The 25,155-nt window shown below is 65.5% G+C and carries 27 protein-coding genes; 16 read left to right on the top strand and 11 right to left on the bottom strand.

From position 1 onward, the window contains the following. The first annotated feature begins 14 nt into the window (after positions 1–14). Positions 15–1,199, top strand: a complete 1,185-nt coding sequence (gene hemW / locus A3AS_RS0142595; RefSeq protein ID WP_018323505.1) for a radical SAM family heme chaperone HemW — start codon at positions 15–17, stop codon at positions 1,197–1,199. A gap of 117 nt (positions 1,200–1,316) precedes the next feature. Here hemW and A3AS_RS0142600 read toward each other — a convergent pair whose 3' ends face one another. Then, complete coding sequence (locus A3AS_RS0142600) at positions 1,317–2,549, bottom strand: penicillin-binding protein activator (RefSeq protein ID WP_018323506.1); 1,233 nt, start codon at positions 2,547–2,549, stop codon at positions 1,317–1,319. Positions 2,550–2,887: 338 nt separating this feature from the next. Between A3AS_RS0142600 and rsmI the strand changes: the two genes are divergently transcribed. From rsmI to A3AS_RS0142640, 7 genes are all read left to right on the top strand, one after another. Further along, positions 2,888–3,838 carry a 16S rRNA (cytidine(1402)-2'-O)-methyltransferase gene (rsmI, locus tag A3AS_RS0142605; protein WP_018323507.1) on the top strand — a complete coding sequence of 317 codons (951 nt, stop codon included), beginning with the start codon at positions 2,888–2,890 and terminating at the stop codon, positions 3,836–3,838. Further along, positions 3,825–4,226, top strand: coding sequence for a YraN family protein (locus A3AS_RS0142610; RefSeq protein ID WP_018323508.1), 402 nt, complete (start codon positions 3,825–3,827; stop codon positions 4,224–4,226). The genes rsmI and A3AS_RS0142610 overlap by 14 nt, the downstream gene beginning before the upstream one ends. A 10-nt stretch (positions 4,227–4,236) precedes the next feature. Then, positions 4,237–5,181: a glutathione synthase gene (gene gshB, locus A3AS_RS0142615; RefSeq protein WP_018323509.1), complete on the top strand. Its 945-nt coding sequence runs from the start codon at positions 4,237–4,239 to the stop codon at positions 5,179–5,181. Between the two features lie 467 nt (positions 5,182–5,648). After that, complete coding sequence (gene cpaB, locus A3AS_RS0142625; protein WP_018323511.1) at positions 5,649–6,470, top strand: Flp pilus assembly protein CpaB; 822 nt, start codon at positions 5,649–5,651, stop codon at positions 6,468–6,470. A 13-nt stretch (positions 6,471–6,483) separates the two neighbouring features. Continuing rightward, positions 6,484–8,001 carry a type II and III secretion system protein family protein gene (locus tag A3AS_RS0142630; protein WP_018323512.1) on the top strand — a complete coding sequence of 506 codons (1,518 nt, stop codon included), beginning with the start codon at positions 6,484–6,486 and terminating at the stop codon, positions 7,999–8,001. Between the two features lie 55 nt (positions 8,002–8,056). After that, positions 8,057–8,791 carry a CpaD family pilus assembly protein gene (locus A3AS_RS0142635; protein WP_018323513.1) on the top strand — a complete coding sequence of 245 codons (735 nt, stop codon included), beginning with the start codon at positions 8,057–8,059 and terminating at the stop codon, positions 8,789–8,791. Continuing rightward, positions 8,788–10,077 (top strand): AAA family ATPase, encoded by a 1,290-nt coding sequence (locus A3AS_RS0142640; protein ID WP_018323514.1) that lies wholly within the window; start codon positions 8,788–8,790, stop codon positions 10,075–10,077. Before A3AS_RS0142635 ends, A3AS_RS0142640 begins: the two co-directional genes overlap by 4 nt. Before the next feature lie 21 nt (positions 10,078–10,098). On the opposite strand, the gene A3AS_RS0142645 is transcribed toward A3AS_RS0142640, so the two are convergent. Together A3AS_RS0142645 and A3AS_RS0142650 are read right to left on the bottom strand one after the other, a co-directional pair. Then, the gene (locus A3AS_RS0142645) at positions 10,099–10,872 is read right to left on the bottom strand and encodes a tetratricopeptide repeat protein (protein ID WP_018323515.1); all 774 of its coding nucleotides are present in this window, start codon (positions 10,870–10,872) and stop codon (positions 10,099–10,101) included. Positions 10,873–11,051: 179 nt separating this feature from the next. Then, complete coding sequence (locus A3AS_RS0142650; RefSeq protein WP_011083489.1) at positions 11,052–11,297, bottom strand: PilZ domain-containing protein; 246 nt, start codon at positions 11,295–11,297, stop codon at positions 11,052–11,054. Positions 11,298–11,525: 228 nt separating this feature from the next. Between A3AS_RS0142650 and A3AS_RS0142655 the strand changes: the two genes are divergently transcribed. The 5 genes from A3AS_RS0142655 to A3AS_RS0142675 all read left to right on the top strand — a co-directional run bounded on the left by A3AS_RS0142655 (position 11,526) and on the right by A3AS_RS0142675 (position 18,040). After that, the gene (locus tag A3AS_RS0142655) at positions 11,526–13,064 is read left to right on the top strand and encodes a YifB family Mg chelatase-like AAA ATPase (protein WP_018323516.1); all 1,539 of its coding nucleotides are present in this window, start codon (positions 11,526–11,528) and stop codon (positions 13,062–13,064) included. Positions 13,065–13,173: 109 nt separating this feature from the next. Continuing rightward, positions 13,174–13,647: a hypothetical protein gene (locus A3AS_RS0142660; RefSeq protein WP_018323517.1), complete on the top strand. Its 474-nt coding sequence runs from the start codon at positions 13,174–13,176 to the stop codon at positions 13,645–13,647. 124 nt (positions 13,648–13,771) lie between these two features. Then, the gene (locus A3AS_RS0142665) at positions 13,772–16,021 is read left to right on the top strand and encodes a PAS domain-containing hybrid sensor histidine kinase/response regulator (RefSeq protein ID WP_026202943.1); all 2,250 of its coding nucleotides are present in this window, start codon (positions 13,772–13,774) and stop codon (positions 16,019–16,021) included. A gap of 104 nt (positions 16,022–16,125) precedes the next feature. Further along, positions 16,126–16,755, top strand: coding sequence for a histidine phosphatase family protein (locus A3AS_RS0142670; RefSeq protein WP_018323519.1), 630 nt, complete (start codon positions 16,126–16,128; stop codon positions 16,753–16,755). A 226-nt stretch (positions 16,756–16,981) separates the two neighbouring features. Further along, positions 16,982–18,040: an AI-2E family transporter gene (locus A3AS_RS0142675; RefSeq protein ID WP_026202944.1), complete on the top strand. Its 1,059-nt coding sequence runs from the start codon at positions 16,982–16,984 to the stop codon at positions 18,038–18,040. A gap of 4 nt (positions 18,041–18,044) precedes the next feature. Here A3AS_RS0142675 and A3AS_RS0142680 read toward each other — a convergent pair whose 3' ends face one another. The 8 genes from A3AS_RS0142680 to hisB form a co-directional block, all read right to left on the bottom strand. Further along, positions 18,045–18,284 (bottom strand): hypothetical protein, encoded by a 240-nt coding sequence (locus tag A3AS_RS0142680; protein ID WP_026202945.1) that lies wholly within the window; start codon positions 18,282–18,284, stop codon positions 18,045–18,047. 100 nt (positions 18,285–18,384) lie between these two features. Continuing rightward, positions 18,385–19,341 carry a type I pantothenate kinase gene (gene coaA / locus A3AS_RS0142685; protein ID WP_018323521.1) on the bottom strand — a complete coding sequence of 319 codons (957 nt, stop codon included), beginning with the start codon at positions 19,339–19,341 and terminating at the stop codon, positions 18,385–18,387. A 27-nt stretch (positions 19,342–19,368) separates the two neighbouring features. Beyond that, entirely contained in the window at positions 19,369–19,689 is a 321-nt protein-coding gene (locus A3AS_RS0142690) for a phosphoribosyl-ATP diphosphatase (RefSeq protein WP_018323522.1), read from the bottom strand. A 90-nt stretch (positions 19,690–19,779) separates the two neighbouring features. Next, complete coding sequence (hisF, locus tag A3AS_RS0142695) at positions 19,780–20,553, bottom strand: imidazole glycerol phosphate synthase subunit HisF (protein WP_018323523.1); 774 nt, start codon at positions 20,551–20,553, stop codon at positions 19,780–19,782. Positions 20,554–20,556: 3 nt separating this feature from the next. After that, a complete protein-coding gene (gene hisA / locus A3AS_RS0142700) occupies positions 20,557–21,294 on the bottom strand; it encodes a 1-(5-phosphoribosyl)-5-[(5-phosphoribosylamino)methylideneamino]imidazole-4-carboxamide isomerase (protein WP_018323524.1) in 738 nt (245 codons plus the stop codon). A 166-nt stretch (positions 21,295–21,460) separates the two neighbouring features. Then, positions 21,461–22,111 (bottom strand): imidazole glycerol phosphate synthase subunit HisH, encoded by a 651-nt coding sequence (gene hisH, locus A3AS_RS0142705; RefSeq protein ID WP_018323525.1) that lies wholly within the window; start codon positions 22,109–22,111, stop codon positions 21,461–21,463. After that, a complete protein-coding gene (locus A3AS_RS0142710; protein WP_018323526.1) occupies positions 22,108–22,638 on the bottom strand; it encodes a DUF2628 domain-containing protein in 531 nt (176 codons plus the stop codon). Before A3AS_RS0142710 ends, hisH begins: the two co-directional genes overlap by 4 nt. A gap of 65 nt (positions 22,639–22,703) precedes the next feature. Beyond that, the gene (gene hisB / locus A3AS_RS0142715; RefSeq protein WP_018323527.1) at positions 22,704–23,297 is read right to left on the bottom strand and encodes an imidazoleglycerol-phosphate dehydratase HisB; all 594 of its coding nucleotides are present in this window, start codon (positions 23,295–23,297) and stop codon (positions 22,704–22,706) included. Between the two features lie 191 nt (positions 23,298–23,488). Here hisB and hslV point away from each other — a divergent pair, with 191 nt between their 5' ends. From hslV to A3AS_RS0142730, 3 genes are read left to right on the top strand one after another with little or no spacing between them, the layout of a single operon-like run. Then, the gene (hslV, locus tag A3AS_RS0142720) at positions 23,489–24,049 is read left to right on the top strand and encodes an ATP-dependent protease subunit HslV (protein ID WP_018323528.1); all 561 of its coding nucleotides are present in this window, start codon (positions 23,489–23,491) and stop codon (positions 24,047–24,049) included. A gap of 3 nt (positions 24,050–24,052) precedes the next feature. Then, a complete protein-coding gene (locus A3AS_RS0142725; RefSeq protein WP_018323529.1) occupies positions 24,053–24,535 on the top strand; it encodes a GNAT family N-acetyltransferase in 483 nt (160 codons plus the stop codon). Then, a complete protein-coding gene (locus tag A3AS_RS0142730; protein ID WP_018323530.1) occupies positions 24,532–25,149 on the top strand; it encodes a DUF2585 domain-containing protein in 618 nt (205 codons plus the stop codon). Before A3AS_RS0142725 ends, A3AS_RS0142730 begins: the two co-directional genes overlap by 4 nt. The last annotated feature ends 6 nt before the right edge of the window (positions 25,150–25,155 follow it).

Genomic DNA, 25,155 nt, shown 5'->3' on the forward strand with positions numbered 1-25,155 from the left:
CGTTTTCGAGCGAAGTGGATACCGGTTCGCGCCAGAAAAACGCGTCAAAACAAGAATCCGCAGCCTTCGGCGTCTACGTGCACTGGCCGTTCTGCCTGTCGAAGTGTCCCTATTGCGACTTCAACAGCCATGTCCGTCACGCCGCGATCGACGAGGCGCGCTTCGCATCCGCCTTCGCGCAGGAGATCGCGGCCACCGCCGAGCGCTCGCCCGGCCGTGAAGTCACCTCGATCTTTCTCGGCGGCGGCACGCCCTCGCTGATGCAGCCCGCAACCGTCGGCGCGGTGCTCGACGCGATCGGCAAGCACTGGACCGTCGCCGGCGATGTCGAGGTGACGCTGGAGGCGAATCCGACCAGCGTCGAAGCTACCCGCTTTGCCGGCTATCGCACCGCCGGCGTCAACCGCGTTTCGCTCGGCGTACAAGCGCTCGATGATGCCTCGCTGAAAGCGCTGGGCCGCCTGCACAGCGCGCGCGAGGCGCTCGATGCGGTCGCGATCGCACGCCGCTCGTTCGATCGCTATTCGTTCGATCTGATCTACGCCCGTCCCGACCAGACGCCGGCGATGTGGGCCGATGAACTGCGTCTCGCCATCGACGAAGCGGCCGAGCATCTGTCGCTCTATCAATTGACGATCGAGGAGGGCACGCCGTTCTTCGGCCTGCACCAGGCCGGCAAATTGAAGACGCCGGACGAAGCGGTCTCGCGCGCGCTCTACGACGTCACGCAGGAGACCTGCGACAAGCTCGGCCTGCCCGCCTACGAGATCTCCAATCACGCGCGGCGCGGCGCCGAGTGCCGGCACAATCTGGTCTACTGGCGCGGTGAGGAATATGCCGGCATCGGCCCCGGCGCGCATGGCCGGCTCGACATCGACGGCGTCAGGCATGCGACCGCCACCGAGAAGCGTCCCGAGGCCTGGCTGATGCGGGTCGAGACCAACGGCCATGGTGTCGTCACCGACGATCTCCTCAACAGCGAAGAGCGCGCCGACGAATTCCTGCTGATGGGATTGCGTCTCGCCGAAGGCATCGACCCCGAGCGCTACAAAGCCCTCTCCGGTCGCCCGCTCGATCCCAAGCGCATCGCGCTGCTGCGCGAGGAAGGCGCGATCACGGTGGATGCGACGGGCCGGCTGCGCGTGACCAGCAGCGGTTTTCCGGTGCTGGATGCGGTGGTCGCGGATCTCGCGGCGTAGCGAGATCTCGTAGGGCGGGCAAAGGCGCACTTGCGCCGTGCCCACCTTCTCTCAGCAATTCGCATGAAGTTCGTGGGCACGCTTCGCTTTGCCCACCCTACGGCACCGTCGTCCCGACTACGCCCCAAAACTCTTCGGCGAGCCCGCGACCGCAACGCCGCCGCCGTTCGTCACTTTCATCACCGCAAGCCCGCGCTCATTGGTGCCATCCGCGCGGAAACGGAACAGGCCGTCGATGCCGGCAAAGCCGGAGGGGTTGGTGAGCACGTCGGGCGAGAAGCGCGTGGTGCCTTGCGTACGCGCCAGCGCGGCGACCAGAGCGACCGCGTCATAGGCCAGCGTTGCGGTGCGAATCGGCTCCGCGCCGTATTTGGTGCGGTAGCGACCGGAGAAGGCGCGGAAGCCGGCCGGGTCGGGCGCGGCATAGAGGCCGCCTTGCAGGTTCGCATTGGCATAGACCCGCGGATTGTCCCACAGGCCGGTGCCGAGCAGCTGGATGTTGCGCAAGTTCGCGCCCGCCGCGGTCATCGCATCTGCGACCGTCACCACGGCATCGCCGTCATCGGCAATGAACAACGCATCCGCGCTGCCGAGCTGCTGCGCCACGGTGCGTGCCGGCGTGGCGCGATCGGCGCCGTATTTCTCGAACGCGACGATGCGCCCGCCCCGCCGCGGCACGGCCGCCTTCACCGCGGCCTCGACGACATTGCCATAGGCATTGTCGGGCACCAGCACGGCGACGGAACGCTTTCCGATGCTGGCGGAATATTCGACGATGCGGTTGACGTCGGACTCCGGCAGGAAGGAGAGCAGATAGACGCCGCGGCCAGCGATGCTGGAATCGGTCGAGAACGCGATCACCGAGATGCCGCGCGTGCGCGCGACCTGCGCCACCGCCGGCACCGATTGCGCGAACAGCGGCCCCAGAATGATCTCGGCGCCTTCGTCGACGGCCTGCTGCGCGGACGCCTGCGCGCCCTGCGGGCTGCCATTGTCGTCCTTGATCAGCAGCTGGATGTTCGGGTTCTGGAACTCGGCCAGCGCCATCTCGGCGGCGTTGCGCATGGATTGCGCGGCCAAGCCGGCATTGCCGGCGGCCGAGAGCGGCAGGATTACGGCGACCTTCACGCCGCCGGTGCCGGCGGTCGTCGCCTGTTGCGGGGGACCTGCGGGCTGAGCCGGCGGCGTCGAGCTCGAGAACGGGTTGGAGAACTGGCTCAGGCTCTGCTGCACGCCGGCGCAGGCCGACAGCAGGGGCGTGCCGAGCAACAGGCCGAGCGCGCTCCGGCGGGTCGCCCCTGACATCAGGGACCCCGGAACGGGAGATTTTGGATAACGCGGGCCCACCATGCAGCTTCTCTTCTGACCCGCCGGCGCCGGCCGGTCACGACATTCCTTCCACGACACAAGTCGCGGATTCAGGCATATTGTCGGCAAATAGTTAACCGAAACAAAAGGATAATAGCCGCTTAACGCGGCCGCCTTGCTGTCCCGGCAGCTGTTTGCCCTCGCTCATTCAGCATCAAGGCGGCGTTTCGGTCGCGAATATGGCGTGAGAGCCCTCACTCCCCCTCGACGTGATCCTGGATCGATCACATTCCCGTCCGTTCCTCGCCCCTCACCTCGGCACGATCTTTTTCGGCGAGCCGGTTCCCAGCCCTGCGGATCGTGCCTAAGTTGCTTTCATTATGCGCGCAAAGCCGGCCCCGATAAATACGCTTGAAGCTCAAGACGCCGCCTCGCGCGGTTTCTCCATCGATGCCCATCGGCTTGCGGCGCCGAAGGCGGCACCGGGCCTCCATCTGGTCGCAACCCCGATCGGCAATCTCGGCGACATCACGCTGCGGGCGCTGCAGACCCTCGCCGGCGTCGACGTCATCGCCTGCGAGGACACCCGCATCACCCGGCGCCTGACCGAGCGCTACGCCATCGCCGCGCAGCTCAAGCAATATCACGAGCACAATGCGGAAGCCGCGCGCCCGAAAATCCTGGAGGCGTTGGGGCAGGGCGGCTCGATTGCACTGGTCTCCGACGCCGGCACGCCGTTGATCTCCGATCCCGGCTTCAAGCTGGTGCGCGAGGTCTGCGCCGCCGGCCATGCGGTGTATGCCCTGCCCGGCCCGTCCTCGGTGCTGGCGGCGCTGTCGGTCGCGGCACTGCCGACCGACCGCTTCTTTTTCGAAGGCTTTTTGCCGGCGAAGTCAGCCGCGCGAAAGGCGCGCTTGACCGAGCTCGCGCGCATCGACGCCACGCTGGTGATGTTCGAGTCCGGCAACCGCGTGCAGGACACACTCGCAGAGCTCGCCGAGATCATGGGGGCGCGCGAGGCCGCGATCTGCCGCGAGCTGACCAAGCTGCACGAGGAGATTTCGCGCGCACCGTTGAGCCAGCTGGCGCGCGAGGCCGATACGCTGGAGACGCGCGGCGAGTTCGTGCTGGTGATCGCTCCGCCAGCGGCCGACGCCGAAATGCTGACATCGGGTGCGCTGGACGATCTGTTGCGCGAGCAGCTTGCCGCGCACAGCGTCAAGGACGCCGTGGCGCATGCGGTCGCACTCTCGGGCCGGCCGCGCCGCGAGGTCTATTCCCGCGCGCTCGAGCTCGCCAAAGACTTAAGGGGCGGCGATGGCGAAGACTGAGGTCCCGGTGGAACCGAAGGTCGCCTCGCCCGAGCGCGTCGCCGCGTTCCACACCGGCATCTCCGCGGAGAGCCGCGCAGCGGCCTATCTGATGGCCAAGGGCTATCGCATCCTGGCCAAGCGCTACCGCACCCCGCATGGCGAGATCGACATCGTGGCACGCCGCCGCAATCTGATCGCCTTCGTCGAGGTCAAGGCGCGCGCCACGCTGGATGACGCCGCCTTCGCCGTGACGCCGCGCCAGCAGCATCGCATCATCGCCGCCGCGCAAGGCTGGCTCGTGGCGCATCCCGAGCATGCCGAATTCGAATTGCGATTCGACGCCATGCTGATTGCGCCGCGCTCACTTCCGCGCCATGTGTTGGCGGCATTCGACGCCTCGACCTGAAAGGCAGACCATGAAACTGAACGTCGCCGTCCAGATGGACCCCATCGCCCGCATCAACATCAAGGGCGATTCCACCTTTGCGCTGCTTCTGGAGGCGCAGAAGCGCGGCCACGGCCTGTCCTATTATACGCCCGACAAGCTCTCGATGGTCGGCGAGGAGATCGTGGCGCCGGTTCAGCTCCTGACCGTGCGCGACGAGTCCGGCGACCATTTCACGCTCGGCGAACCCAGGCGCGAGGCGCTGAACGGCTTCGACGTGGTGCTGCTGCGCCAGGACCCGCCGTTCGACCTCGCCTACATCACCTCGACGCATCTTCTGGAGCGCATCCATCCGAAGACGCTGGTGGTCAACGATCCAGCTTCCGTGCGCAACGCGCCGGAAAAGCTGTTCGTGATGAATTTTCCGCAGCTGATGCCGCCGACCCTGATCTCGCGCGACTTAGATGAGATCAACGCCTTCCGCGACAAGCACGGCGCCGTCGTGATGAAGCCGCTGCACGGCCATGGCGGCGCGGCGGTATTCCGCGTGATGCCGCAGGACATGAATTTCGGCTCGCTGTTCGACATGTTCTCGGTGACGTTCCGGGAGCCCTGGGTGATCCAGCAATTCATCCCCGAGGTGAAGCACGGCGACAAGCGCATCATCCTGGTCAACGGCGAGTTCGCTGGCGCAGTGAACCGCGTGCCGGCCACCGACGACCTCCGCTCCAACATGGTGCGCGGCGGCGCTGCGCAGGAGACCGAGCTCACCCCGCGCGAGCGCGAGATCTGCGCCACCGTCGGCCCGGCGCTGCGTGAGCGCGGCCTGCTGTTCGTCGGCATCGACGTCATCAACGGCAACCTCACCGAGATCAACGTGACCTCGCCGACCGGCATCCGCGCGATCGCGCGGCTTGGCGGGCCGGATGTGGCGGCGAAGGTGTGGGACGTGATCGAGCAGAAGCGGGCGAAGTAGCACTCTGCAATGATGACGTTGGGGAGCGCGCGAACTCTCCTCAACGTCGTCCCGGCGAACGCCGGGACCCATACTGCGGAATCTATCCGGGGAGCTTGGTCGCGGTACCGGGCGCTCAATCTTCGTCAAACTGCTCCCTGGGGTTATGGGTCCCGGCGTTCGCCGGGACGACACCGATGTTGTGGAGCGCTGTTGCGATCCCATTGGCATGATCGCACCCACCCACCCCTAACCACCCATTCACCATGACGCCGCGCATGTCATTCGAACGGACGTTCCGTACTGCGTGAATCTACGGGGCCGCTGGCCGACCGGATAACGCCGCGTTCACCATCTGCCGAAAACCAGCATCGTGGCCGGCCATCGCATTCGGCCTCGCAACACCCCTTATACTTTTACTCCCTACTCATCGACGCGGGGGAACACGCCAGGTGCGGTTCGAGTGCCCCGCGTATGAGTAAAAGCGTATGAATACCGCACGCATTGTCGTTCTCGTCATCGCGCTGGGCGCCGGCGGCGTCGCGGCGTATCTGGCGAGCGGCTTCGACAACAAGCCCGCAACCGTTCTGCCCGCCGCCGAGAAGCTGCCGACCGTCGAGGTCCTCGTCGCAAAGTCCGACATCGGGCTCGGCCAGGCCGTGAAGCCCGAGGACCTGCAATGGCAGGCCTGGCCGGCAGCGACCGCGAGCAGCGCCTTCATCCGCCGCGACAGCAGGCCCGAGGCGCAAACCCAGATCGCCGGCTCGATCGCCCGCGTCCCCCTGATGCAGGGCGAGCCGATCCGCGAGCAGAAGCTGGTCAAGGCCGACGGCTCCGGCTTCATGGCCGCGATCCTGCCCGCCGGGATGCGCGCCGTTTCCACCGAGATTTCAGCCGAGACCGCCGCTGGCGGCTTCATCCTTCCAAATGACCGCGTCGACATCGTCCTGACCCGCCGCCTGAAGAACCCCGACGGCGCCAACAATAACGGTCCGACCGGCGGCAACGATCTCGTCCTGTCCGAGGTCATCCTGACCAATATCCGCGTGCTCGCGATCGACCAGGCGCCGAAGGAGAAGGACGGCCAGAACGCCGTCGTCGGCAAGACCGTCACGCTCGAGCTCCGGCCCGACCAGGTCGCAGTGCTCGCAGCCGCGCGCCAGGGCGGCACGCTCCAGCTCGCGCTGCGGAGCATCGTCGATGCCAACGCAGTCGACGGCACGCCTGAGGACCAGGGGATCAAGCGTGCGGGCGGCGTGAACGTGATCCGTTACGGGGTGCAGGCACGGCAATTGACGTCACAGAAGTGATGATGGGGATAGCATGAACTACGGGGATGATCGGACGGGCGTGCGCCTTCGGGGGAAGCGCACGCGCTCGTTCTGGACGGGGACGATGCTGATGCTGGGGCTGCTCGCAGCCCCCGACCTCGTCAGCGCGACGGATGCGCCGGTCGGCGACCAGGCGCCGATGCAGGCACCGGATTTCGGCGTGTCGTCGGTCGCGACCATCGCACCGGCGAAGACGCGTTTTCTCTCGCTTGGCGTCGGCAAATCCGTCGTCATCGACCTGCCGCGCGAGGTCAAGGACGTGCTGGTGGCCGATCCCAAGATCGCCAATGCAGTGATCCGCTCGGCCCAGCGCGCCTATATCATCGGCGGTCAGGTCGGCCAGACCAACGTCGTGTTCTTCACCGCCGACGGCCAGCAGGTCGCCTCCTATGACATCGCAGTGAAGCGCGACCTCAACGGCATGCGCGCGGCCCTGCGCCAGTCGCTGCCGGGCGTCCAGATCGAAGGCGTCGGCGACAGCGTGATGCTGACCGGATCGGTGTCGAGCCCGGTCGAGGCCCAGCAGGCCGGCGAGGTCGCCGCAAAGCTGGTCGGCGGCTCGGACAAGGTCGTCAACAGCATCGTCGTGCGCGGCCGCGACCAGGTGATGCTCAAGGTCGTCGTCGGCGAAGTGCGCCGCGACATCGTCAAGCAGCTCGGCGTTGATCTCAGCGCCAGCCTGAACGCCGGCACCGCGGTGGTGAATTTCAACAATTCCAACCCGTTCTCGGTCTCGGGCGGACCGATCGTCGGCAGCAACGGGCTCGGCGTTGCCGGCCTCGCCAAGGGCGTCGCCACCGTCAGCGCCACCATGCGCGCAATGGAAAGCGCCGGCGTCATGCGCACGCTCGCCGAACCGAGCCTGACCGCGATCTCCGGCGAATCCGCCACCTTCATTGCCGGCGGCGAATTCCCGATTCCGGCAGGCTATTCCTGCGATCCGGTCACCCACGTCTGCACCACCCAGGTCACCTACAAGAAGTTCGGCATCTCCCTGAACTTCACCCCGGTCGTGCTCAGCGAAGGCCGCATCAGCCTGCGCGTGATGACCGAGGTCTCGGAGCTGTCGAATACGAATTCGATCACGTTGACGCAGGCGGTGTCCTCGACCTCGAGCAACTCGATCACCATCCCCTCGATCCAGACCCGCCGCGCCGAGACGACGCTGGAGATTCCCTCCGGCGGCTCGATGGCGATGGCCGGCCTGATCCAGCAACAGACCAAGCAGGCGATCAACGGCCTGCCCGGCGTCGACCAGGTGCCGATCATCGGCGCGCTGTTCCGCAGCCAGGACTTCGTCAACAACGAGACCGAGCTGATGGTAATCGTGACGCCCTATGTGGTGCGCGCGGTTGCCCAGAAGGAATTGGCGCGGCCCGACGACGGCTTCGCCCCGGCCTCGGACGCGCAGACCGCGCTGCTCGGCCGCATGAACCGCCTCTATGGCATCGCGCGTCGCGTCGATCCGATCGCCGGCGCGCCCGGCGATTTCGGCTTCATCATCGACTGAGACGAACGGACGGCTGGGGAACGGGGCGGGATTTGGGGCAAGAGGGGATGAAGCGATGACGAAGACGATAGCCGATCGACGTCGCAATCTGGGCGTCGCGCTGGCACTGACGGGACTCTCCGTCATGCTGGGCGCCTGCAACACCACCGGCGAGATCGTCACCCAGACGGTGCCGACCGACTATCGCCAGCGCCACCCGATCGCGGTGCAGGAAGGCAAGAAATCGATCGTGATCTTCGTCGGCAAGGCGAGGGGTGGCCTGTCGGCCGCACAGCATTCGGACGTCGCGGGCATCGCCCGGGACTGGGTGCGAGAAGGCACCGGCTCCGTCGTCGTCGACGTTCCCGTCGACAGCGCGAATTCGCGCGCGGCGGCTGCGACCTATCGGGAAATCCGTTCCGTGCTCGCATCCGGCGGCGTGCCGTCGCGTGCCATCGTCCAGCACCCCTATCGCCCTGAGGATCCCGGGCTGCTGCCCACCATCCGTCTGAGCTATTCGAAGATCGCCGCGGTCGCCGGCCCTTGCGGGCTGTGGCCGGAAGACCTCGGTCCCAACATCCTCGATCCCGGCTACAACGAGAATCGGCCCTACTTCAATCTGGGCTGCGCCAGCCAGCGTAATCTCGCCGCGATGATCGACAATCCGGCCGACCTCGAGCAGCCTCGATCCGAGACGCCGGCCTATACCGCGCGGCGCGACATCGCCTTTGATCGCTATCGCAAGGGCACTGCGATCTCGACTCCCAATTCCGAGGCCGACAAGGCCAAGCTCAGCGACACAGGCAAATGACGGGCATTCACGACGAAGAAGCGGACGATCCGCAGCACCCCGAGGAACACATTGCGCCGGTTCCCCGCATCTCGGTGCAGGCTTTTTGCGAGACCGAGAAGACGCTCGCCGCGGTGACCGCGGCAGGGCAGGACCGCCGGCTCGCCAAGGCGCACCTCACCGCCAAGGACGGTGGCCTTGCCGCGGCGATCGAAGTCTATGAATCGATGCCGACGCCGAACGTGATCGTGATCGAATCCGACGGTACGCGCGACATCCTCGAGGGACTGGACGACCTCGCCGGCGTCTGCGACCCCGGCACCCGCGTGGTCGTGATCGGCAATCCCAACGACACCGCGCCCTATCGCGAGCTGGTGCGTCGCGGCGTCAACGACTATGTGGTGGGACCGGTCGAGACCCTCGATGTCGTCCGCTCGATCTGCAGCCTGTTCTCGGCCTCCGAGGCCATCATCACCGGCCGGGTCATCGCGGTGGTCGGCGCCAAGGGCGGCGTCGGCGCCTCCACGGTCGCGCACAATGTGGCCTGGACCATCGCGCGTGACCTCGCGCTCGATTCCGTCGTGATCGACCTCGACCTCGCCTTTGGCACCGCGGGCCTCGACTACAACCAGGACCCCGTGCAGGGCATCGCCAACGCGGTGCTGTCGCAGGACCGGCCGGACACGGCGCTGATGGAGCGCCTGCTCTCCAAATGCACCGAGCGCCTCAGCCTGCTCGCGGCGCCTGCCACCCTCGACCGCGTCTATGATTTCGGCGCCGAAGCTTTCGACGCCGTGTTCGACACGCTGCGCATGACCACGCCCTGCATCGTGCTCGACGTTCCCCACCAATGGTCCGGCTGGACGCGGCGCGCACTGGTGAACGCCGACGACATCGTCATCGTGGCCGAGCCCGATCTCGCCAATTTGCGCAACACCAAGAACATGCTGAGCGTGCTGAAGGCGGCGCGGCCGAACGACCGGCCGCCGTTGTACTGCCTCAACCAGGTCGGCATGCACAAGCGCGCGGAGATCGAGGTCAAGGCGTTCGCCAAGACGATGGAAAGCCAGCCGATCGCGGTGATCCCGTTCGATTCGAAACTGTTCTCCACCGCAGCCAATAACGGCCAGATGATCGCGGAGGTCTCCAAGAGCCACCGCACCACCGAGCTGTTCCAGAACATGGCGAACCGCCTCGCCGGGCGCGGCGAGGTGAAGAAGCCGAAGCGCTCGCTGCTCGGACCGCTGCTGAAGAAGCTGAAGGGCAAGTCAAGCCGCAACTCGGCGCCGCATCGCAAGGCGTCGTAAGCGTACACCAAGAGGGGCGGATTACTTGTCCGCCCGCTGCTGCTTCTTCGCCAGCAGCTGCCGCAGCGCCGCGACCTTGGCCGTGGCCTGGTCCGGCGGCAAATCTGCCTTCACGAGGATTTCGGCCTCGGCCTCGCGGCCCTGCAACCCCAGCACGAGCGCGAGATTGGCGCGGACCCGCGCATCGTTCTGATTGCGCTGATAAGCGCGGCCGAGCACCTGTTCGGCCTTCGGCAAATTGTTTTGCAGCATATAGGACAGGCCGAGATTGGACAGCACGGTCGGCTCGTCCGGCACGATCTTCAACGCCGCGGCATAATATTGCTGCGCCTCCTCGTTGCGGCCGAGCTGATCGAGCGCGGCACCCTGCGCCGACAGGATGCGCCAGTCCGGATCCTCCGGCGTATGCGCGCGGCTGAGGACGTCGAAGGCCTGCTGGAAATTGCCGCTGTCGGCGAGCGCGCGGCCATAGCCGGCGAGCAGCGCCTTGTTGCTGGGATGGGCGAGCACCGCCTGCTCCATGACCGCAACCGCCTGCGCGCGCTGGCCGGACTCGCGCAGCGCCTTGCCGTAGGCGAGCGCAACGTTGGGATCACTGGGCTTGGCGCGATAGCGCTCGCGCAACGCATCCATTTCCGGCTTGGCATCGGCCTTGACGGCCGTTTCCGATCTGACACCGAGCGCGCCGGTCACATCCTCGATGCCGGCGGTCTGACAGCCACCCAAGGCGAGCACCAGAAGTGCGGGAAGCAGCAATCTCGCCGGGGGAGAGGCGAGGGACGAACGCTTGGACATACTCTGATCACTCGGCAACTGATCAGAGATGCTTACCGATTAACGCTAAATTCCCGTTAAGGACGCAGCTTGGGAGATCTCAAAGCATGATCCGGAAAAGTGCGCAGCGGTTTTCCGAAAAGATCATGCTTGAACAACAACCTAAAGCGCGATGCGATTCATCCTCATCGCGTCGCGCTTTAGTCGGTGAACTCGGCACCGAATTCGCAGCCGATGCGCCAGCGCAGGCGGCACTGGCGGGAATAATCGGGTGCGAAGATGATGGTGAATTGCGGCGGCACTTCCAGGAATTCCGCCACCACTTTCACGCCGCCATCCGAAATATCGGTGATCGTGCAGTCCCGCGGCAGCGAGCCCGCGCCAAAATGGATCTTGGCGAGCCGGCTGCATACCCGACGTTCGCTTCTCCGGCGATTTGCAAGCATTTGAATTGTTCACCCGTTAGACCACGGCCCATCCCGCAGCCTTAGGAGTAGCGGACATTCGTTGGAATGTGCTGAGGACAGAAGCTGGCATTCGAGGCTTAGTGTCGGCGTGGTGTTTACGTTTGGTTAGGGCTTGCTCCCCGTCCCAGATCGTTCCCGTATTGTTCTTGCGGAAACGGCCCGCCTCTGCTACCCCTAATTGTGCGAGAGGGGCAGGCTGGTTTGAGCATGGTTCAGCGGGTTTCCACCGTCGCCTTTGAGGGGATCGAGGCCCGTGCGGTCGACGTGCAGGTGCAGGTCGCGCCGGGCCTGCCGGCCTTCGCCATCGTCGGCCTGCCGGACAAGGCGGTGTCGGAGGCGCGCGAGCGGGTGCGCTCGGCGCTGATCGCCTCCGGCCTGGCGCTGCCGGCGCGGCGGATCATCGTCAATCTGGCGCCGGCCGACCTGCCGAAGGAAGGCAGTCATTACGACCTGCCGATCGCACTCGGCCTGATGGCGGCGATCGGCGCGATCCCGCCGGATGCGCTGACCGGCTTCACCGTGCTCGGCGAGCTCGGCCTCGACGGCTCGATCGCGCCCGTGGCCGGCGTTCTTCCCGCCGCGTTCGGCGCCAATATGCGCGAGGAAGGGCTGATCTGCCCGGTCTCGTGCGGCTCCGAAGCGGCGTGGGCGAGCCCGGACATCCAGATCATCGCGGCAAGCTCGTTGATCCAGATCGCCAACCACTTCAAGGGCACGCAGGTGCTGTCGCGGCCATCACCGAAGGTGCATGAGCCCGCCGCCTCGACGCTCGACCTGCGCGACATCAAGGGTCAGGAAAGCGCCAAGCGCGCGCTGGAGATCGCCGCCGCCGGCGGGCATCATCTGCTCATGATCGGCGCGCCCGGCGCCGGCAAGTCGATGCTGGCGGCGCGCCTGCCCTCGATCCTGCCGCCGCTGTCACCGAGCGAACTGCTCGAGGTCTCGATGATCGCCTCCGTCGCCGGCGAGATCGAGGGCGGCGCGCTGACCGCGCGGCGGCCGTTCCGCTCGCCGCATCATTCCGCCAGCATGGCCGCGCTCACCGGCGGCGGCATGCGCGCAAAGCCCGGCGAGATCTCGCTGGCGCATCAGGGCGTGCTGTTCCTCGACGAATTGCCGGAGTTCGATCCGCGCGTGCTGGATTCACTGCGGCAGCCGCTGGAGAACGGCGAAGTCGCGGTGTCGCGCGCCAATCACCGCGTCACCTACCCTGCCCGCTTCATGCTGGTCGCGGCGATGAATCCGTGCCGCTGCGGCAACGCGTTCGAGCCGGGCTATGCCTGCAAGCGCGGCCGCGTCGACCGCTGCACCGGCGACTATCAGGCGCGCATCTCCGGCCCGCTGATGGACCGCATCGACCTGCGCATCGAAGTGCCGGCCGTGACCGCGGCGGATCTGATCCTGCCACCGCCGGCGGAAGGCTCCGCCGAGGTCGCCGCCCGCGTGGCCGCGGCGCGCGACATTCAGCTCGCGCGTTATGCCGATGCCGGCCTGCCCAAGGTTCGGACCAATGCCGAGGCCCCAGCCTCCGTGCTGGAGGAGATCGCAAAGCCGGACGCGCAGGGCCAGAAGCTGCTGCGCGACGCCGCCGAGACCATGCGGCTGTCGGCGCGCGGCTATCACCGCGTGCTGCGGGTGGCGCGCACGCTGGCCGACCTCGATCGCGCCGACAAGATCGGCCGGCTGCATCTCGCCGAAGCCTTGTCCTACCGCGCACTCGCGGAGGATGTGCGGCAGATGGCTTGATCATTCCGCGCATCAACCCGGCGGTAACGAGTTTCCTTTACGCTCTGCAAACCATAAGGCCCGCTAAGTTTCGATTACGAGTTCCCGGGGCCCCGGCGAGTAGAGTGTCATGTTGCGTTTCAAGATCCTGACCTCGGTTGTTCCCTTGTTGGCGGCTGCGGTGTTCGCCCGCGCGGAGATCGGTTCGGTCTCGCATCCCTGCATCGCCCTCGGCGAAACCTCGGTCGAGCTCACCTCCCTGTTCTGGACGGCCGCCGTCCATGTCGCCTTCACCGAAGATCCCGCCCGCGCCACGGTGCGGGTTCAGATCACCGACGATGCCGATACTGCGGACTTCGCCGTGGTCGACGACGGTCTCGGTTCCGAGCCGGATTCCTGTCAGGCCAATCCCTCGACGCGCCTCGTCTCGATTGCCGCTCAGCCTGTCGATGGCGGCCAGGTGATCTATCTCTCCACCGAAGGGCCGGCGGATTACCGCATCTATGTGCGCTCGAAGTCGTTCTCGCAGCGCGAGGCCGCGGCGCTGATCGTCGGCGCCCATGGTGGCCATCGCCCGCTCCCGCTCCAGGCCGCCTCGCTCTGAAGCGTTAACACCTCGTTAGTCCTGTTTGGAGGCAGCGCCAAAGCCTCAAGCTGTTCGCAAGGTCGGCGCGACATCGTCGCAGACGGCGGGTGGCGGGATTCGAAAAAGAGTCGGGGTCGGTGCGATGGGTCGGACGTTCCGGATCAAGGTGCGCATGCGCCGTTTCAGGCGACAGCATCCCCGCATCGCCTTCGCGATCCGCTCTTTCATGATCTTCTCGGCGACGTTCGGCGGCGCCTATGGTTTCGTGTCCGGCAGCCGGTCCGAAAGCTCCGGCTACGATCCCCACACCTTTGCGATCGGCGCGAGCTTCCTGTTCGCGCTCGCCTGCCTCGGCCTTGCGACGCTGAGCATGCGCCTGCGTTTCGTGAACAAGCGGCTGCGCACCCTCGCCGCCCACAACGAGGCGCTGATCGACCGCAATTGGGAGCTGAAGGAAGCGGAAGAACGCGCCCGCAGCCTGTTCGAGCAACAGGGCGACCTCATCGTGCTGCGCGCTACCGATGGCCGCATCACCTTTGCCAACGAAGCCTATTGCGCGCTCGCAGGACAGGCGCGCAGCGCGCTGGTCGGCACGCGTTTCGATTTCGACGTGCTGGAGCAGGGCGACAGCGCCCGCGAGAGCAGCGGCACACGCATCCACGACCAGAAGATCGCAACCCCGCTCGGCGCGCGCTGGATCGCCTGGCGCGAAGGCTATGTCCGCCTCGATGCCGGACAGCCCGCCGAATTGCAGAGCGTGGGGCGCGACGTCACCGACCGCACCGAGACCGAACGCGCTCTGTCCGACGCGCGCGACCAGGCCGATGCTGCCAACCGCGCCAAATCGCGCTTCCTCGCGATGGCTTCGCACGAAATCCGCACGCCGCTGAACGGCATCATCGGCATGGGCGGCCTCCTGCTCGACACCAATCTGACTCCGGAGCAGGGGACGTACGCCAGGGCGGTGAAAACCTCGGGCGAAGCCTTGATGGCGCTGATCGAGGAACTGCTCGACTATTCCAAGATCGAGGCCGGCAAGCTTGATCTGGAGCAGCGTCCCTTCGCGCTTTCGACCCTGGTCGAGGAGATCACCGAGCTGCTCGCGCCCCGCGCGCAGGCCAAGACGCTGGAGATCGCCGCCTATGTCGACGAGCGCCTGCCGCTGGAGGTGGTCGGCGATGCGGCGCGGCTGCGCCAGGTGCTGCTCAATCTCGCCGGCAACGCCATCAAGTTCACCGGGAGCGGTGGCGTCGCGCTGATCGTCGAGCCCGGTATCTGGCCGAACGAGATCAGCTTCCTGGTCCGCGACTCCGGTATCGGCATTGCGCCGGAGGCGCAGCAGCGCATCTTCCGCGAATTCGAGCAGGCCGACGAGCGTGTCGCCCGCACCTATGGCGGCACCGGGCTTGGCCTTGCCATCAGCGAGCGCATCATCAAGCGCATGGGCGGCCGGATCACGCTCGCGAGCGAGCCGGGCAAAGGCTCGACCTTCGAGATCGCGGTGCCTCTTCCGCCCTCGCAAGCCAGCGCCGGACAGACGGCCTTCCCGAGCCCCGACCTCACCGGCAAGTCGATGCTCCTCGTCGCCGACGGCATCGAGGCCTCGCTGATCGCGCGGCGCCTCGAGCGCTGGGGTGGCCAGACCTGCATGGTTGCGGATGCCGCGGTCGCCGAAGCGCTGCTGCCGGAACGCTCATGGCACGCGGTGCTGATCGATCGTGCGATCGGCCCTGCCGCGGCCGACCAGCTGGGCGAACTGGCCCGAGCGCATGCGCTGCAGCGCCTCGTGCTGCTGACCTCCAGCTCGCGCCACGAAAAGCTGTCGCCGGCCTTCACCGGTTTTCTGGTGAAGCCGCTGCGGGCGGCCTCGCTTGCCGCGCGCCTTGCGATGACGCCGGAGGTGGCCTCGCCCGATCTGGCGCCGGAACCGCCGGCGGAAGCTGCCGGCGCGACACCGGCCAAGGGAGCGGGCAAGGAACCTGCAAAGGGCCTATCGATCCTCGTCGCCGAGGACAATGAGATCAACGCGCTGTTGATGCGCTCGCTGCTGACGAAGCTCGGCCATCGCGTCGTCATCGCCGTCCACGGCGAGGCCGCGCTGGAGTCCTGGCTCGCCGCTTCATCGGCCGGCACGCCCTATGATCTCGTGCTGATGGACATCCAGATGCCGCAGCTCGACGGCATCGAGGCGACGAAGCGCATCCGCGCGCATGAGGCCGCGACCGGCGGCCACCACACGCCGATCCTCGCGCTCACCGCCAATACGCTGGTGGAGGACCGTTATGCCTGCTTCGAGGCGGGCATGAACGGATTCCTGATCAAGCCGCTCGATCGCGACAAGCTGGACGAAGCGCTGGCAGGGCTGGCGGCGTCACGGCGGCTGGCAGTCTGATCCGAAAACCTCACGGGAACCTCATCGCATCAGCAATCGATAATTGAAATCGACCGCGTTGCGCGCCACCATCCTCCGGGGGCCTTTGCAGGAGGGTTTCGCGCATGAACGTGCTTTGCCGCCTCGTATTCATTGTTTTTCTCGCTGGATTTTCCCGACACGCCGCGGCCGATACGCCGGAGCTCATCGCCTCGCTCAAGCAAGGCGGCTACGTGCTGATCTTTCGGCACACCGCCACCGACGACAGTCAAAAGGACGTCTACCCCTTCAAGTTCGACGACATGAGCGCCCAGCGTCAGCTCAGCGAAAAGGGCAGGGACATGGCGCGCCAGATCGGGGCAGCGGTCAAGGACCTCGAGATCCCGATCGGCGATGTCTACACCAGCCGACTCAACCGTGCGATCGAGGCCGGCAAGCTGATCTCCGGCCGCGAAGTCAAGCCGGTTGACGCGTTGACGGACAGCAGCAACGCCAGCGCATCGGGAATGGCAAACCCGACCGGCGCCAATGCAAAGGCCGGACAGGCGGTGCGCCAGCTCGTCGACGCGCCGCCGAAAGCTGGTACCAACAATTTCCTGGTCACCCACAAGACGAACATCGCCGATGCCTTCGGCAAGGAGGCCGGTGACGTCGGGGAAGGCGAGGCCTTCGTTTACAAGGCCGGCATCTCCGGCCCCGCCACCTTTGCCGGACGCATCAAGCCTGCAGATTGGAGCGCCAAAGCCGGCAAGTGAAGCGCCCGCATTCGACCCTGTTCGCTGGTGTGATGGAGGGGCCGGATTTCCCCGGCCTCGACGAGCCGGCTCACGTGGAGGGTATCCGGCCAATGTCTCGGCAACTGAGATTTGCCGGGACATTGCCGAAACGCCGCGGACAGATTGACGTTGTCCGACTTGCCCCCGCACGATCGTCTTGTGATACCCACGTCTTGCGAGTTCCGACTGAAAGGCTGGCGAACACGTGAGAACATCGGAAGACCGCTCATTTCTCGTATTGCTTGCTGCAATCACGGTCGCGTTTGGCTGGGTGCTTTGGCCTTTCTCCGGAGCATTGCTGTGGGCCACGCTGCTGGCCATCATCTTCGCCCCGCTCTATCGACGCTTCCTGGAAACTCTGCCGGGAAAGCGCAACCTTGTCGCATTCTCCACCGTCGTCGTCGTGGTGGTGATCGTCTTGATCCCTGTCGCAATCGTCATCGCCTCGCTCATCGACCAGGGAGGGGAGCTGTATCAGCGCGTTCAGTCGGGGGAGATCAGCTTTGCTCACCCGCTTCAGCAGCTGAAATCCGCGCTGCCCGACTGGGCTGCCCCCATGGCGGATCGCCTCGCCAGCATCGATTTTTCGGCCCTGAAGGAACGCCTGTCGGGTCTGCTCGTCCCGGCCGGCCAACAGCTGGCCGGGCACGCGATCAACATCGGTCAGTTGACCCTCGAATTCGTCGCAAGCTTGCTCGTGATGTTGTACCTGCTGTTCTTTCTGCTGCGCGACGGTGACGAGCTGAACGCGCGCATCCGCGACGCCCTGCCGCTGCGTGCGAGCCACAGCGCCGAGATTCTGACTGCGTTCACCCTGGCGGTACGCGGGACGATCAAGGGAATCATCCTCGTTGCCCTGATTCAGGGCGCGCTTGGCGGGGTGATCTTCTGGTTGCTCGGACTGACCGCACCGCTCCTGGCGGGCGCGCTGATGGCGCTGCTCTCGCTTCTGCCCGTGCTCGGCTCCGCGCTGGTGTGGTTTCCGGCCGGGCTCTATCTGCTCGTGGCAGGCTCAGTCACGAAGGGAATCATCCTGCTCGCTTTTGGCACCTTCGTGATTGGCCTTGCGGACAACTTTCTTCGCCCCATCCTGGTCGGGCAGTCGATCCGGATGCCAAGCTACATTGTGTTGCTCGCCACCCTGGGCGGCCTTGCGGCTTTCGGTGCAAACGGCTTCGTCATCGGCCCACTCGTCGCGGCCATGTTCCTGACGGCCTGGCAGGTCTACGTCCGCTCGAAAGAGCAACAGGAAGCCCGGAAATGACCTGCTACGCGGCGTAAGCGATGAAGCGCGGCGCGGAGAGCTTGTCGGGCGGCCCCGAAGTGCCCTGGAAGACGGTGTCCGTCTTTGCCGCCCGCTTGCAATGCGGGCATACGAAGAGATGCGCGATCACCGGAACCGGCTCGTCCGCGAGCAGTTCCGAGCGGAACCACCTCATCTCGACATGGCAATCCGGACAGGTCGGTGCTTCGAGTTGTTCCGCAGCACTTCTGAGACGATCAACCATCGAGACCTCGCGTTTTCCAAGGTCTTAGCCCAATACCTCTTGTCGGTCTGCAACAAAAGACACCGCTGGACGAACGCGCAGGATCCGCCGACCGCCGCGATTACAGACGCCTGAGCGCCACGCTCTCCACGGTGTGGTCGGCGCCCTTCTTCAGGATCAGCGTCGCGCGAGGGCGGGTCGGCAGGATATTGTCCTCGAGATTGGCGAGGTTGGTGCGTTCCCAGATCGCGATCGCGGTGGCAGTGGCTTCCTCGTCCGACAACAGCGCGTAGCGGTTGAAGTAGGACTTTGGATTGGTAAATGCGGTGTCGCGCAGCGCCAGGAAGCGCTTGATGTACCATTGCCGCAGCGCGGCTTCGTCGGCGTCGATATAGACCGAGAAATCGAAGAAGTCGGAGACCACGGGCACCGCCTTGCCGTCGCGCGGCAGCTTGCCGGTCTGCAGCACGTTGACGCCCTCGACAATCAGGATGTCGGGCTGGTCGATCTCGGCCCACTGGTTCGGCACGATGTCGTAGGTCAGATGCGAGTAGACCGGCGCACGCACATGGCGGCGTCCGGACTTGATGTCGGACAGGAAGCTGAGCAGCAGCGGCAGGTCGTAGCTTTCCGGAAAGCCCTTCTTCTGCATGATGCCCTGCCGGTCGAGCACGGCGTTCGGATAGAGGAATCCGTCGGTGGTGATGAGTTCGACCTTCGGACGCGGCGACCAGCGCGCCAGCAGGGCCTGGAGCACGCGGGCCGTGGTGGATTTTCCGACCGCGACCGAGCCGGCGACGCCGATGATGTAGGGCACCTTGCGGTCGCGGATGTTGAGGAACTGGCGCTCCGCATAATACAGGCGCTGCATCGCATCGACATAGATCGAGAGCAGGCGTGACAACGGAAGATAAATATCCTCGACTTCCTTGAGATCGAGGCGATCGTGCAGCGAGCGCAGCCGGTCGAACTCGCCCGGCTCCAGCGTCATCGGCGTATCGTCGCGCAGACGCGCCCACTCCTCGCGCGAATAGATGCGGTACGGATTATACTGCTGCTCGGGTGCGCGGATATCCATAACGCGACCTTTCCGTTGCGGCTTATACTAGCCCTTACGCGACGCTTTCTCTTCCAACCCTGACATATTCGTACGCTTGTCGAGCGCCGCTTCCACCTCTTCCAGCTTTACGCCGCGGGCCTTGAGCAAGACAAGGAAGTGATAGAGCAGGTCGGCGCTCTCCGCGATCAGATGCGCGCGATCGTTTTCGACTGCTGCGATTACGGTTTCAACTGCTTCCTCACCGAACTTCTTGGCGCAATGCTCGGCGCCCTTGTCGAGGAGCTTGCGGGTATAGGACGCTTCGCCGCCCGCCGCCGCGCGGGCGTCGATGGTCTCGGCCAGATCGTGGATCGTGAAACGCGGCATCGGAATTACTCGGAAACACGCTTGGCAACACACTTGGCCACGGAGGCCATTCCCCGCTACCTCATGTAGCACTTTTATGAACGGGAGTCGTCATGCATCGAGGCGCATGGCCAGTCCGCGCCGGGCCATGTGCTCCTTGGCTTCGCGGATGGTGAATTCCCCGAAATGGAAGATCGAGGCGGCCAGCACGGCCGTGGCGTGGCCGTCGCGGATACCGTCAACGAGATGGTCGAGATTGCCGACGCCGCCCGAGGCGATCACGGGGACGGCAACGCTGTCGGCGATCGCCCGGGTCAGCGGGATGTCGAATCCCTGCCTCGTGCCGTCGCGGTCCATCGACGTCAGCAGAATTTCACCGGCACCGAGCGAGACCACTTCCTGGGCATATTCGATCGCGTCGATGCCGGTCGAGTTGCGCCCGCCATGGGTGAAAATCTCCCAGCGGTCCCCGCCGGGGCGCTTGACGCGCTTGGCATCGATCGCAACCACCACGCACTGCTCGCCGAATTTTTCGGCCGCTTCCTTGACGAACTCGCGCCGGGATACAGCGGCGCTGTTGATCGAGACCTTGTCCGCACCGGCGCGCAGCAGCGTCTTGATGTCGTTGACCTCACGCACGCCGCCGCCGACGGTCACAGGCATGAAGCAGGCTTCCGCCGTGCGCCGGACCACGTCCAGCATGATGCCGCGATTCTCATGGGTCGCGGTGATGTCGAGGAAAGTGAGCTCGTCAGCGCCGGCGGCGTCATAGGCGATGGCGGCTTCGACGGGGTCGCCGGCATCTCTGAGATCGACGAAGTTGACGCCCTTGACGACGCGGCCGTCCTTGACGTCGAGGCAGGGGATCACGCGCACCTTGAACATGTGTCAGCTCCTGCGCGCGTCGCGGATCAAGGTGAGGGCCGCAGCTGGATCGAGCCGGCCGTCATAGAGCGCCCGGCCGGCAATCGCGCCGGCGAGCTTCCTGGCGCGCGGCGTCAGCATGGCTTTCACATCTTCGATCGAGGCGAGGCCACCGGAGGCGATCACGGGAATCGAGATGGCGTCGGCCAGCGCAATGGTCGCATCGAGGTTAAGGCCCTTGAGCAGGCCGTCACGCGCGATGTCGGTGAAGATGATGGCGGCAACGCCGGCATCCTCGAAGCGCTTTGCGATCTCCAGCACGGTCACTTGCGAGGTTTCGGCCCAGCCTTCGACCGCGACCTTGCCGTCGCGGGCGTCGAGCCCGACCGCAACACGGCCGGGGAATTTCTTCGCGGCAGCCTTCACCAGCTCCGGATCGCGCACCGCGGCGGTGCCGATGATGACGCGGGTGATGCCCTTGTCGAGCCAGGCTTCGACGGTGGCGAGATCGCGAATGCCGCCGCCAAGCTGCGCCGGAATCTTGATCGTCTTCAGCATCGCCTCGACGGCCTCGGCATTCACCGGCTTGCCGGCGAAGGCACCGTCGAGGTCGACGACGTGGAGATACTCAAAGCCCTGCTCGGCAAAGCTCTGCGCCTGCGCGGCAGGATTGAGGTTGAACACCGTCGCACGCGCCATGTCGCCTTGCTCGAGGCGCACGCATTGGCCGTTCTTGAGATCGATCGCGGGAAAGAGAATCATGATTGAGCCAGAATTTTTCCGCGCACAGGGTGCGCTCCCTCCCCCCTTGTGGGGGAGGGTTGGGGAGAGGGGTAAGCCACGGGCACCGCCGTTGCCGCTACCCCCCTCCCGAATGCTGCGCATTCGACCTCCCCCACAAGGGGGGAGGTAACAAGAGCGGTAGGCATCACGGTTTCCATCGCAAAAAGTTCAAGATCAGAGCGAGGCCAAAGCGCTGGCTCTTCTCGGGGTGGAATTGGGTGCCGATGGCGGTGTCCTTGCCGACGATCGCGGTGACAGGCCCGCCATAATCGGCGCGCGCGAGCACGTCCGCCTCGTTGGCGGCGTTGAGGTGGTAGGAGTGCACGAAATAAGCGTGCTGGCCCTTCGGACCGAGCGGCAGCTTGTTCAGCACCGGATGCTCCTGCAGCACGTCGAGCGTGTTCCAGCCCATGTGCGGGATCTTCAGGCTTTCGTCGCGCGGCGTGATCTTCTCGACATCGCCGCCGATCCAGTTCAGGCCATCGGTCGTGACATGCTCCTTGCCACGGGTCGCCATCAGCTGCATGCCGACGCAGATGCCGAAGAACGGCCGCGCCTTGACGCGCACCGCCTCCGTGATCGCCTCGACCATGCCGTTGACGGCGTCGAGCCCGCGCCGGCAATCGGCAAAGGCGCCGACGCCCGGCAGCACCAGACGGTCGGCCTCATAAGCCTGATCGGGATCACTGGTAACGAAGACCTTCTGCGGATTTTCGAGGCTGCGCGCGGCGCGCTCGAACGCCTTGGCGGCGGAATGCAGATTGCCGGAACCGTAATCGATGATGGCGACGCTCATCTTGACCCTCCCGGTTCTGGAAACAACCCGATGATGCCGCCGGCCGGAAGCGGCGGCGGATTCGAGAATTGCTGACCCGGCACGCTGCGGGTCGGCGGCGGGCCGCCGCGATCGACGGCCCATTGATCGTTGACGATGCCGTGCTGCTTCTGGCTCCAGCGCTCGAAGAAGCGGCGCTCGGCGGTGTCCTCGTCATCGCCAACCACCACGTCGAGCTGCCGCCACTTGCCGCGCGACAGCGTCCAGCGACGCAGGCTCGAGGCCTCGAAGCCCATCAGCAGCGCGACGATGAGATCGGCGAAGAAGATCGAGCCGCGTCCGACGCCGAGGCTCGACAGTCCCGCATTGAACGCCGCGACGAAAACCACCCAGCCGATCAGCGCCAGCCACAGCCGATTCCACAGCAGCCAGAACGGACCGAGGATCATCGCCCAGAAATGGAATCCGTCGCGCACGAACACAAACTTGTCGGTCGCGCGCAGATCGGCTCCGGCAGGGGAGGGAGCATGAACTGTGTAGACAGGCATGGTAATGCCCCGTTCTTAAGGATTCAGTGATGCCGCAAGCGGCGCGTGCCGCTAGCCGAAAGAGGTCAGCCGCCGAGCGAGCCCTTGGTGGACGGGATTTCTCCCGCCGCTTTCGGATCGATCGCGACCGCGGTGCGCAGCGCCCGCGCCAGGCCCTTGAAGCAGGACTCGGCGATATGGTGGCTGTTATCGCCATATAGGGTCTCGACGTGGAGAGTCACGCCGGCGTTCATGGCGAAGGCCTGGAACCACTCGCGCACCAGCTCGGTGTCGAACTCGCCGATCTTGTCGCGGGGGAAGTCGGCCTTGAACACCAGGAACGGGCGGCCCGAGATGTCGATGACCACGCGCGACAGCGTCTCGTCCATCGGCATGTGCACGCCGGCATAGCGGGTGATGCCCGCCATGTTGCCGAGCGCCTGCTTGACCGCCTGGCCGAGCGCGATGCCGGTGTCTTCGGTGGTATGGTGGTAATCAATGTGCAAATCGCCCACCGCCTTGACCGTGAGGTCGATACGGGAATGGCGGGCGAGGAGATCGAGCATATGGTCGAAAAAGCCGATGCCGGTCGCGATATTGGCCACGCCGGTGCCATCGAGGTTCACGGAAACCTCGATGTCGGTTTCCTTGGTCTTGCGCTTGATCGTCGCGGTGCGCATTGAAACTAGCTCTCATCCTGGCTCGGGGCCGAAAACGCCGGTCTTTTAACAGCCAAATGACGCCTTCGCTACCGCGGGATCGCCTTGGCAGGCCGGCACTTCCACCTATGGTGAGCGAAATTCGGCCCGGAACGGCCCGTTGTGCCCCCGCCCCCGACCGCCTAAATCAGGCCGAACAACGAGGATCATTCATGCAGGATTCCCAGAACAGCTCGCCAGGCTGGCACGGCACCACGATCTTGACCGTCCGCAAGGGCGGCAAGGTGGTGGTCGGCGGCGACGGCCAGGTCTCGATCGGCCAGACCGTGATCAAGTCCAACGCCAAGAAGGTCCGAAAACTGGGCAAGGGCGACGTGATCGGCGGCTTTGCCGGGGCCACCGCCGACGCCTTTACCCTGTTTGAGCGGCTGGAAGCCAAGCTCGAGCAATATCCGGGGCAGCTGACCCGGGCCGCGGTCGAGCTGGCCAAGGACTGGCGCACCGACCGTTATTTGCGGCGGCTGGAGGCCATGATGATCGTGGCCGACAAGGACGTCTCCCTGGTGCTGACAGGCACCGGCGACGTGCTCGAACCCGAGGCCGGCGTGATGGCGATCGGCTCCGGCGGCAATTACGCGCTGGCGGCGGCACGGGCCCTGCTCGACACCGACAAGGACGCCGAGACCATCGTCCGCCGCTCCCTCGACATCGCCGCCGACATCTGCGTCTACACCAACCGGAATTTGACGATCGAGAGCCTGGCAGCGGGATAGGCCATGGCGCCCGCCTACACCTTCCGCCCGATGACCGCGGCCGATCTACCGATGATCCGGCGCTGGCTGGACGCGCCGCACGTTGCCGAATGGTGGCATGATCCGGAGACGCTCGAGTTCGTCGGCGGCGACCTCGAGCATCCCGACTTGGCGCAGTTCATCGTCAGCCTTGACGGCCGGTCTTTCGCCTATCTGCAGTGCTACCAGATGAGCGATTGGCATGTCAGCTTCGGTCCGCAGCCCGTAGGGACCCGCGGCCTCGATCAGTTCATCGGCGAGGCCGACATGCTCGGATGCGGCCACGGCTCCGCTTTCATCCGCGCCTTCATCGACCAACTCTTTGCCGGCGGCGTGCCGCGCATCGTGATCGATCCCAGCCCCGCCAATCCGCGCGCAATTCGTGCCTATGAGAAGGCTGGATTCGTGCCGCAGCACGAGATCGTTACGCCCGATGGTCCCGCCCTCCTGATGATCCGAGAGCCATGACGCTTGCCGCAACCACCACCGTCAAGACGGCGTTTCCGCCGCTCGCCTGGGCCGGCATCGCGCTGCTGCTGCTGGCGCTGCAGGCCGCGATCCTGTTTGCGATGGGGCGGGTGCCGATCTGCACCTGCGGCTATGTCAAGCTGTGGCACGGCGTGGTGAACAGCTCGGAGAATTCCCAGCATATCGCCGACTGGTACAGCTTCTCGCATGTCCTCCACGGCTTCCTGTTCTACGGCCTGACCTGGCTGCTGTTTGCGCGATTGCCCCTGCTGTCTCTGTCCTGGCCGGCCCGCCTCATCATCGCCATGCTGATCGAAGGCGCCTGGGAGATCGTCGAGAACTCGCCCTTCATCATCGAACGCTACCGCGCCGGCACGATTTCGCTGGATTATTTCGGCGACAGCATCGTCAATTCGGTCTCCGACAATCTGGCCATGATGCTGGGGTTCCTCGCTGCACGCGCGCTGCCTGTCAGTGCGACGGTCCTGCTCGGGCTCGCCTTCGAGATCATGCTGGCGCTGCACATTCGCGACAATCTGACGCTCAATATCCTGATGCTGATCCATCCGATCGAAGCCGTGAAGCAATGGCAATCGGGTCCGCCCATCATCTGAGCTAAA

Origin of the sequence: Bradyrhizobium sp. WSM2793 (assembly GCF_000379585.1) — a bacterium.
Lineage (GTDB): Bacteria > Pseudomonadota > Alphaproteobacteria > Rhizobiales > Xanthobacteraceae > Bradyrhizobium.